The following is an 8098-nucleotide window of genomic DNA, read 5'->3' as shown; positions in this document are numbered from 1 at the left end:
GGAAGGGACACCAAGCTGAGGTCCGGGCTCTCTCGCCCGAGGATGAGACGGTGTCCCCTCCATCTCCGCACCATCAACAATACCAGATGATGCGAGGCTGGAGTTACAAGGATGAGGGGGACTGCTGACGCTGCGCCTTGGACGTCGTGTTCGGCGGGGCGCTGCTTGCGAAAGGCGGCGAGCCGTTTGGACGGGGGGAATCGATCTGGCGCCCGAAGACGTGGTCGTTGCGGGCGTTTTCGGCAGACGCCATCTGCGGGCGGGGAAGGCCGAGGGCGTCGGTGAGGCCGATGACCAAGAGCGGGGTGTTCGCCCGCTCGGCGCCGCCGGAGGCGGAGGCCTCGGCGATCAGACGGTCGAGTTTTTCGGTATGAACGCCCCCGCCAGTCTCCTGCGACGATGCCACGCACGTCCCCCTCGCGAGCGCCCTGCGAGCCGCGAACCGTCGAGGGCTTCCTTGTTGCCGCGAGGTTAGCGAAGGTGGCCGGGATCGTTGCGGTTCAGTTGCAAGGTCACTCTGGATCGCTGGCTTGCCAATCTTCATGGCCATGTCGGATCCGGATGACGAGGATGTCGGTGCCGCTCTCTGCGACATAGACGACGAGATGGGCCTTGAAGGGATGAATGCGGACCGGCGGCGACAATTCTTCTCGCTCGCGGGCCATATGCGGATTGCCGGCAATCAAAGTGAAGAGGGCAAAGAGTTCGTCATGGTAGCGCCGCGCCTGCGCCGGGCCGAAAAGGCGGATGCCGGCCTCGGCGATGGCGACGATATCCTCTTCGGCTTCTGGCGTGAGCCGGAAGCCCATGCTCAGCCCTGCCGGGCCCGCGCCTCAGCGTCCGCAAAGAGCTCCTCCGGCGAGCGGCTGCCGATCCCGCTTGCCAACGCTTCATCGACCAGCCGCTGCATCGCGGCGATCTTATCCTCGCGCGAGCGCGACTTTCGGGCCGCGCGGACGGCTTCTTCCACGCCCTTGGCCGCAGCGGCGGGAATGTCGATGTCGAGCGCTTCGGCTTCCGCCAGCAAGGCCGGGTCGATGACGACGTCGTTCATGCACGGGGCCCCGAAAATCCGGTTCTGGCGTCAGAATAGCGCGTCGTTGCGAGCCTGTCCAAGCGTGAGGCAGATTCACTCCGCCGCGTCGACGTCGCGCTTGCCCGGAAGTTTTGCAGTCTGCCAGTCTCCCGGGGCGAGGACCGTGCTGGCGGAGAGGACCTCGATGCCGATGACCCGACCTTCGGCATCGTAGTCGGTAATGAAAGGTCCGATTTCCCCGTGGTTCGACAGGCTCACCATGAGGGTATGAAAGGGTTCGACCATGACCGCGCGGACGAGGCAGCACGCGACGCCAAATTCCCTCATCCTGAGCTTGTCGAAGGGCGAGGGGATCGGCACTCATCGCATGCCGCTCGACCCATTTCAGGGCGTGGACGCGCTTCTGCATGCGGCCATGATGAAAACTCGTCGCCAGCATCCAGTGTCTCAATCATCGCGATCCAGCCATCGCCTCGTGTCAAGCTCGTTTTTGTTGTGCGACAGGGCGGGCAGGCAATGGTACCGGTGTGCGATCAGGGCCTCTTTCTTCGCTCGGGTCCACCCCTTGATCTGCCGCTCGCGAGCAATCGCGTCGAGCATCCGGTCGTAGGATTCGGAAAAGACGAGTTCAACTGGGCGGCGCTTCTTCGGTAGCCGTCGTAAACGCCTGCGTTGTGTTCCCAGAGGCGTGTTTCGATCGGCTGTTTCGTCAGTCCGGTATAGTAGGAGCCATCGGCGCAGCGCAGGATATAGACGGTGGCGTCGAGCATTGCCTCTTCCCTCGTCTTCGACAGGCTCAGGATGAGGGAAGAGGCAGGTCGCGGCAAGCCGTGATCGCCGTTCTGCTTCGTCGAATTGGGTCGTCGGTCCGTCAAGAATAGGGGTTTTCGCCGCAGGGCTTTCAATCAGCGTCCCAGTAGCCCCTCATCCTGAGCCTGTCGAAGGGCGAGGGGCGCTGGGCACCCGCTGAAGCTTCACCCTCGTGGTTCGACAAGCTCACCATGAGGGTGGAGGGGCAACGTGTCGCATCAACTGTCCATCTTCAGCGCGGCGATGAAGGCTTCCTGCGGGATCTCGACCTTGCCGAACTGGCGCATGCGCTTCTTGCCCTCCTTCTGCTTTTCCAGAAGCTTGCGCTTGCGCGTCGCGTCGCCGCCGTAGCATTTGGCGGTCACGTCCTTTCTGAGCGCCGAGATGGTTTCTCGCGCGATCACCTTGCCGCCGATCGCCGCCTGGATCGGGATCTTGAAGAGGTGATGGGGGATCAGCTCCTTCAGCTTCTCGCACATGGCCCGGCCGCGCCTGTCGGCCTGGGTGCGGTGGACGAGCATGGAGAGCGCGTCGACCGGCTCGGCATTGACCAGCACCGAGAGCTTGACGAGGTCTCCTTCCCGGTAATCGGTCATCTGGTAGTCGAAGCTGGCGTAACCCTTGGAGATCGACTTCAGCCGGTCGTAGAAGTCGAAGACCACCTCGTTCAGCGGCAGCTCATAGGCGACGAGCGCGCGCTTGCCGACATAGGAGAGGTCGGTCTGGATGCCGCGGCGCTCCTGGCAGAGGGTGAGGATGTTGCCGAGATAGTCGTCCGGGGTGAGGATCGTCGCCTTGATCCAGGGCTCCTGGATATGGTCGATCCGGACGACGTCCGGCATGTCCGCTGGGTTGTGGAGCTCGATGTCCGAGCCGTCGGTCATATGGATCTTGTAGACCACCGAGGGGGCGGTGGCGATGAGATCGAGGTCGAACTCGCGGGACAGCCGCTCCTGGATGATCTCCAGATGCAACAGGCCGAGGAAGCCGCAGCGGAAGCCGAAACCCAGGGCGGCCGAGGATTCCATCTCGAAGGAGAAGCTGGCGTCGTTGAGCCGGAGCTTGCCCATGGCTGCGCGCAGGTCGTCGAAATCGGCGGCGTCGACCGGGAAGAGGCCGCAGAAGACGACGGGCTGGGCCGGCTTGAAGCCCGGCAGCATCGTTTCGGTCTGGCGCTTGTCCTCTGTGATCGTGTCGCCGACACGAGTATCGGCGACCTCCTTGATCGAGGCGGTGATGAAGCCGAGCTCGCCGGGGCCGAGGGCGTCGACCTGCACCATCTTGGGGGTGAAGACGCCGACCCGGTCGACCGGATATTTGGCGTCGGTGCCCATCATCCGGATGGTCTGGCCCTTCTTCAGCTCACCGTCGATGATGCGCACCAACACGATGACGCCGAGATAGGCGTCGTACCACGAATCGACCAGCATCGCCTTCAGCGGCGCCTTGCGGTCGCCCTCCTTCGGGGCGGGGAGGCGATGGACGATCGCTTCCAACACGTCGTCGATGCCGATGCCGGATTTCGCCGAAATCATCACCGCCTCGGAGGCATCGAGGCCGATCACCTCCTCGATCTGCTCCTTCACCTTGTCGGGCTCGGCGGCGGGAAGGTCGATCTTGTTGAGGACCGGGACGATTTCCAGATCGTTGTCGAGGGCGAGATAGACGTTGGCCAGCGTCTGCGCCTCGACGCCCTGCGCCGCGTCCACCACCAAGAGCGCGCCCTCGCAGGCCGACAGCGAGCGCGACACCTCATAGGCGAAGTCGACATGGCCGGGCGTGTCGATGAGGTTGAGGACGTAGGTCTCGCCATCCTTGGCGGTGTAGTGCAGGCGGACGGTCTGCGCCTTGATGGTGATGCCGCGCTCGCGCTCGATATCCATCGAATCGAGCACCTGATCCTTCATCTCGCGGGTGTCGAGCCCGCCGGTGTTCTGGATCAGGCGATCGGCCAGCGTCGACTTCCCGTGGTCGATATGGGCGACGATCGAGAAGTTGCGGATGCGCGAAAGCGGCGTGTCGGCGGGCATGGTGCTCATGGCCCGCGATATAAAGAGAGTTAACGCGTCTTGGAAGCGGTGGATTTCGCGTTGCGGGAGAGTTTTCGCGGCGGCCCGGCGGAAAGGCGAAGGGTCGCAACCGGACGACCAGGGGCTGCCGGGACCGCCAGGGCCGTCCCGGGGCCTTCAGAGGCCGGCGAGCGCCGCCCGGGCCGTCGCCGACTGGCGGTGATGGCTGTGGCAGATGGCGATGGCGAGGGCGTCGGCGGCATCGTCGGTGTCGAAGCTCGCCTTCGGCATCAGCACCTTCACCATCATGTGGATCTGCTTCTTCTCGCCATGGCCGACGCCGATGACCGCCTTCTTCACCGCGTTGGGCGCATATTCGGCGACGGGAAGGCCGGCGAGCGCGGGGACCAGCAGTGCGACGCCGCGGGCCTGGCCGAGCTTCAGCGTGGCGACGGCGTCCTTGTTGACGAAGGTCTGCTCGACGGCCGCCTCGTCCGGACGGTGGGAATGGACGATGCCGGAGAGGCCCTCATGCAGCTGGCAGAGCCTGGAGGCGAGGTCGCATTTGGCATCCGACGTCACCGTGCCGCTCGCAACGAAGCGCAGCGAATTGCCGAGGGTCTCGACGACGCCCCAGCCGGTGCGCCTGAGGCCCGGATCGATGCCGATGATGCGGATGGGAGCCCCCGTTAACATTTTGTTCAAACCTTCCTTTATCCGAATCTCCGGCGATTGGACAGACGAAACATGAACAAAGATGAAACGACTGGCGCGGGGCAGGAGAACATCGCTCGCGCGGAACGAATCGTCGCGCTATGATCCGCCGAAATGGAGGCGACGGCGATGAGCGAAGCCAAGACCATCAAGCGGATGACCGCCGAGGAATTCTACGCCTGGCAGCTCGAGCAGGACCAGAACTACGAGCTGGTGGACGGCATCCCGGTGCTGCCGGCAAAGGCGATGACCGGCGCCAGCCGCCGGCACGACATCATCACGTTCAACATTCTCAGTCTTCTGCGTCAAAAGCTGCGCGGCAAGCCCTGCCGCCCGCATACCGACGACATGACGGTGAGGAACCCGTCCGGCAACATCCGCCGGCCGGACGTCATCGTCGACTGCAAGGGCGGGCCGGACCGCTCCATGGAAACCGGCGAGCCCCGCGTTCTTTTCGAGGTGCTGTCGCCTTCGACCATGGCCTTTGACCGCTTCCGCAAGGTCGAGGAATACAAGACCAACGACAGCGTCCGCGTCGTCCTTCTCGTCGCCTCGGAATCGAGCGAGGTCATCGTCTGGCGCCGGGACGGGGAGGGCGGCTGGCACTCGGAAATCGTCGAAGGCCTCGATGCGACGATCGCATTGCCGGAAATCGGCTGCGAGCTGGGGATGGCGGAGGTCTATGAGGAGACGGGGGTGGGGAGCATTTCCGGCTAACTCATATGTCACGGTATGACCACTAGAGGGTCGCTTTCCGAAGCACGCAAAGGCAGCCTGAACGTCCTATTAGGCGCATTCCTGCCCGCATCCACCGTCACGCCCCCTCCGCAGCCACTCACCCCCGCGCGGCGGTTGCGCGGATGGTGTCGACGATGGTGGCGGGGCCGAAGGGTTTGGCGAGGAAAGCGCTCATCGGGGGAAGGTCCTCGAGGTGGCGGTGGCCGGACATGACGACGATCGCCATGTCGGGCCAGCGCTTTTCGACGCGGCGGGCGAGGTCGAGGCCGTCCATGGATCCCGGCATGTGGATGTCGGTCAGGAGGAGGTCGGCGCCGCTGCCGGCCTCCAGCATCGCCAGCGCCGTGTCGGCATCGGCGGCTTCGAGGACGGTGAATCCGGCGTCTTCCAGCGTGTCAACGACATCCATGCGCAAGAGCGGCTCGTCCTCCACCACGAGGATCGTCAGACGCGAGGCGGGGGAGAGATTTTCCATCAAGGTGCAAGCGCTCCCGACCGGTTTGGTTCCGCCACTCGGGGGCCGCCCGTGAGCGAATAGACGACGCCGTCCGGGCGATACTCGATCGCGGCATGGCCGTCGAAATAGAAGGGGACGACGCGGGTGGTGAGGCGCGTGCCAAAACCCTGCCGTTCGGGTGCCGCAACAACGGGCGGGCCGCCTCCTTCGCTCCAGCGGAATGAAAGGGCGCCTTCGCCGGAGACCGACCACCTGAGGTCGACGACCCCTCCATCAGTCGACAGCGCGCCGTATTTGGCGGCGTTGGTGCCGAGCTCGTGCAGCGCCAGCGACAGTCCGAGGGCCTGTTGGGCCGTCAGGTCGTGTTCCGGCCCGTCGATCGTGAAACGGTGCGGGTGGTCCCGGTGGGGCGAGACCGCCGCCTCGACGACATTGCCAATGTCGGCGACCTCCCAGTTCGTGTCGGTCAACATGTCCTGGGCCTTCGCCAGCGCGTGGATGCGTTGGCTGGCGAGCGTTGCGCCCTCCTTGATGCCGGTGGCGTGGCGCAGGCTCTGCGTCACGACGGATTGGACCATTGCGAGGGTGTTCTTCATGCGATGGGTCAGCTCGCGCTGGAGGACGCGTTGACGCTTTTCGGCCTCCTTGAGCGAGGCAAGGGCGACCATCCTGCGTTCGGCCTCGGCCTCCAGAGCCGCCCTCTGCCGGACGGTCGTCGTCGTCTCGGTGACGATGTTGATCAGGCCGGCGACGGTGCCGTCATCGTCGTGAAGGGGGCTGTAGGAAAAGGTCCAGAAGGTCGGCCGCGCCTCGCCGTCGCGGACCATCTGCAGCGGCAGGTCCTCGATCCACGTGCCGCGCCCGGCGAGCGCCTCGTCGACGAAACCTTCGACATCGCCCCAGACATCCGCCCAGAATTTGCGAAACGGCGCGCCCAGCGCATCGGCCGGCCGTCCGGCCAGCATCGGCAGATAGGCATCGTTGTGAAACTGCAGGAGCTCCGGCCCCCACCACAAGCAGATCGGCTGGCGCGTCGCGAGAACGGTGCGCAGGGTGTTGAGAAGCGCCAGGGGCCACGCGCTCATCGGCCCGAGCGAGGTCTTCGACCAGTCGAACGCGCGGATCGCCTCGCCCATCCGGCCGCCGCCGACAAGGAGGGGATGCGCCGTGCGGCCCTCGGCGGGATCAGCCGGCATTGCGAAGCCCTGTGTCAACGGTCATGAAGGGAAGAGACCATCGGGGAACAAATCCTGCGGTATGAGACGGCATCAGGACCGTGGGCTCCCGACAGGTTCGCGGACTTGCTCATCCAAGCCGTGTCATACTGTTATGCGCGCGACGATCCCCGCGCAATCGGATTGCTCACAGATTCCCGCCGATAGGCAAGGCAAGCGTCAAGAGACCGCACGATCGCCGCAGGAGCGGCGGCGACGTCATCGCTGCCTTGCGCAGCCGGAGGGAACCGCAGCCGATCGCCCCACGCTCCCCTCAAGCCGCCGACAGCTTCGCCATCACCGCGTCGTCGACCTCGAAATTGGCATAGACGTTCTGGACGTCGTCGTCGTCGTCGAGATTGCCGATGAGCCTAAGGACGCTCTGTGCCTTTTCCTCGTCGACGGGGGTGCCGGTCTGGGGGCGCCAGATGGCGCGGACGCTCTCGGCTTCGCCCAATGAGGCTTCCAGCGCGGTGGAGACTTCGTTGAGGTCCTCGAAGGCGGTGATGATGGTGTGGCCGTTCTCGTCGGAGACGACATCGTCGGCGCCGGCCTCGATTGCCGCTTCCATGACCTTGTCGGCATCGCCCACGGATGCAGGGTAAACGACCTCGCCGACGCGGTCGAACATAAAGGCGACCGAGCCGGTCTCGCCCAGTGCGCCGCCGGACTTGGTGAAATAGGAGCGGACGTTGGAGGCGGTGCGGTTGCGGTTGTCGGTCAGCGCCTCGACGATGACGGCGACGCCGCCGGGGCCGTAGCCCTCGTAGCGGACCTCGTCATAGTTCTCACCCTCGCCGCCGGCGGCCTTCTTGATCGCCCGCTCGATATTGTCCTTCGGCATGGACTGGGCCTTGGCGTTGTTGATCGCCAGGCGAAGGCGCGGGTTCATGTCCGGGTCGGGCATGCCGGCTTTCGCCGCCACGGTGATCTCGCGGGCGAGCTTGGAGAACAGCTTCGAGCGGACGGCATCCTGCCGGCCCTTGCGATGCATGATGTTCTTGAACTGTGAATGACCGGCCATGCGGGGGACCTGCTCTGTCGAAATCTGGGTGTCGAAACGTCGCCGTCATATAAAAAATCTTCCGGCTTCCGTCCAGAATGATCGCTTTGAAAGGAT

The 8098-nt window shown here is 64.7% G+C and carries 10 protein-coding genes and 1 pseudogene; 1 reads left to right on the top strand and 10 read right to left on the bottom strand.

Annotated elements, in window-relative coordinates; all coding sequences use genetic code 11:
- Window positions 1-103: 103 nt before the first annotated feature.
- The 7 genes and pseudogenes from E3C22_RS23170 to ruvC form a co-directional block, all read right to left on the bottom strand.
- Entirely contained in the window at window positions 104-406 is a 303-nt protein-coding gene (locus E3C22_RS23170; RefSeq protein ID WP_134764261.1) for a hypothetical protein, read from the bottom strand.
- Window positions 407-512: 106 nt separating this feature from the next.
- Window positions 513-809 (bottom strand): type II toxin-antitoxin system RelE/ParE family toxin, encoded by a 297-nt coding sequence (locus E3C22_RS23165; protein ID WP_134764260.1) that lies wholly within the window; start codon window positions 807-809, stop codon window positions 513-515.
- 2 nt (window positions 810-811) lie between these two features.
- On the bottom strand, window positions 812-1054 hold the full coding sequence (locus E3C22_RS23160) for a type II toxin-antitoxin system CcdA family antitoxin (protein WP_134764259.1): 243 nt from the start codon (window positions 1052-1054) through the stop codon (window positions 812-814).
- Window positions 1055-1129: 75 nt separating this feature from the next.
- Window positions 1130-1363 carry a DUF2283 domain-containing protein gene (locus E3C22_RS23155; RefSeq protein WP_134764258.1) on the bottom strand — a complete coding sequence of 78 codons (234 nt, stop codon included), beginning with the start codon at window positions 1361-1363 and terminating at the stop codon, window positions 1130-1132.
- Window positions 1364-1483: 120 nt separating this feature from the next.
- A pseudogene (locus tag E3C22_RS23150) lies at window positions 1484-1806 on the bottom strand (GIY-YIG nuclease family protein).
- Between the two features lie 258 nt (window positions 1807-2064).
- Window positions 2065-3876 (bottom strand): translation elongation factor 4, encoded by a 1812-nt coding sequence (gene lepA, locus E3C22_RS23145; protein ID WP_167591881.1) that lies wholly within the window; start codon window positions 3874-3876, stop codon window positions 2065-2067.
- Between the two features lie 156 nt (window positions 3877-4032).
- Window positions 4033-4551, bottom strand: a complete 519-nt coding sequence (gene ruvC / locus E3C22_RS23140) for a crossover junction endodeoxyribonuclease RuvC (protein WP_134764256.1) — start codon at window positions 4549-4551, stop codon at window positions 4033-4035.
- A gap of 147 nt (window positions 4552-4698) precedes the next feature.
- Here ruvC and E3C22_RS23135 point away from each other — a divergent pair, with 147 nt between their 5' ends.
- Window positions 4699-5286 (top strand): Uma2 family endonuclease, encoded by a 588-nt coding sequence (locus E3C22_RS23135; protein WP_134764255.1) that lies wholly within the window; start codon window positions 4699-4701, stop codon window positions 5284-5286.
- Window positions 5287-5404: 118 nt separating this feature from the next.
- On the opposite strand, the gene E3C22_RS23130 is transcribed toward E3C22_RS23135, so the two are convergent.
- The 3 genes from E3C22_RS23130 to E3C22_RS23120 all read right to left on the bottom strand — a co-directional run bounded on the left by E3C22_RS23130 (window position 5405) and on the right by E3C22_RS23120 (window position 8002).
- The gene (locus E3C22_RS23130; RefSeq protein WP_134764254.1) at window positions 5405-5782 is read right to left on the bottom strand and encodes a response regulator; all 378 of its coding nucleotides are present in this window, start codon (window positions 5780-5782) and stop codon (window positions 5405-5407) included.
- Window positions 5782-6960, bottom strand: coding sequence for a sensor histidine kinase (locus tag E3C22_RS23125; RefSeq protein WP_134764253.1), 1179 nt, complete (start codon window positions 6958-6960; stop codon window positions 5782-5784). The genes E3C22_RS23130 and E3C22_RS23125 overlap by 1 nt, the downstream gene beginning before the upstream one ends.
- Window positions 6961-7252: 292 nt before the next feature.
- Window positions 7253-8002, bottom strand: a complete 750-nt coding sequence (locus E3C22_RS23120) for a YebC/PmpR family DNA-binding transcriptional regulator (RefSeq protein ID WP_134764252.1) — start codon at window positions 8000-8002, stop codon at window positions 7253-7255.
- Window positions 8003-8098 lie beyond the last annotated feature (96 nt).

It is taken from the genome of Jiella endophytica, assembly GCF_004519335.1.
GTDB lineage: Bacteria > Pseudomonadota > Alphaproteobacteria > Rhizobiales > Rhizobiaceae > Jiella > Jiella endophytica.
The sequence above is the reverse complement of the archived record's forward strand: the minus strand, read 5'-3'. Positions and strand labels throughout refer to the sequence as shown.

Coding starts and splice junctions, on each gene's coding strand:
- E3C22_RS23120 (WP_134764252.1), bottom strand. CDS start 8,002: ATGGCCGGTCATTCACAGTTCAAGAACATCATGCATCGCAAGGGCCGG.
- E3C22_RS23125 (WP_134764253.1), bottom strand. CDS start 6,960: ATGCCGGCTGATCCCGCCGAGGGCCGCACGGCGCATCCCCTCCTTGTC.
- E3C22_RS23130 (WP_134764254.1), bottom strand. CDS start 5,782: ATGGAAAATCTCTCCCCCGCCTCGCGTCTGACGATCCTCGTGGTGGAG.
- lepA (WP_167591881.1), bottom strand. CDS start 3,876: ATGCCCGCCGACACGCCGCTTTCGCGCATCCGCAACTTCTCGATCGTC.
- E3C22_RS23160 (WP_134764259.1), bottom strand. CDS start 1,054: ATGAACGACGTCGTCATCGACCCGGCCTTGCTGGCGGAAGCCGAAGCG.
- E3C22_RS23165 (WP_134764260.1), bottom strand. CDS start 809: ATGGGCTTCCGGCTCACGCCAGAAGCCGAAGAGGATATCGTCGCCATC.
- E3C22_RS23155 (WP_134764258.1), bottom strand. CDS start 1,363: ATGAGGGAATTTGGCGTCGCGTGCTGCCTCGTCCGCGCGGTCATGGTC.
- ruvC (WP_134764256.1), bottom strand. CDS start 4,551: ATGTTAACGGGGGCTCCCATCCGCATCATCGGCATCGATCCGGGCCTC.
- E3C22_RS23135 (WP_134764255.1), top strand. CDS start 4,699: ATGAGCGAAGCCAAGACCATCAAGCGGATGACCGCCGAGGAATTCTAC.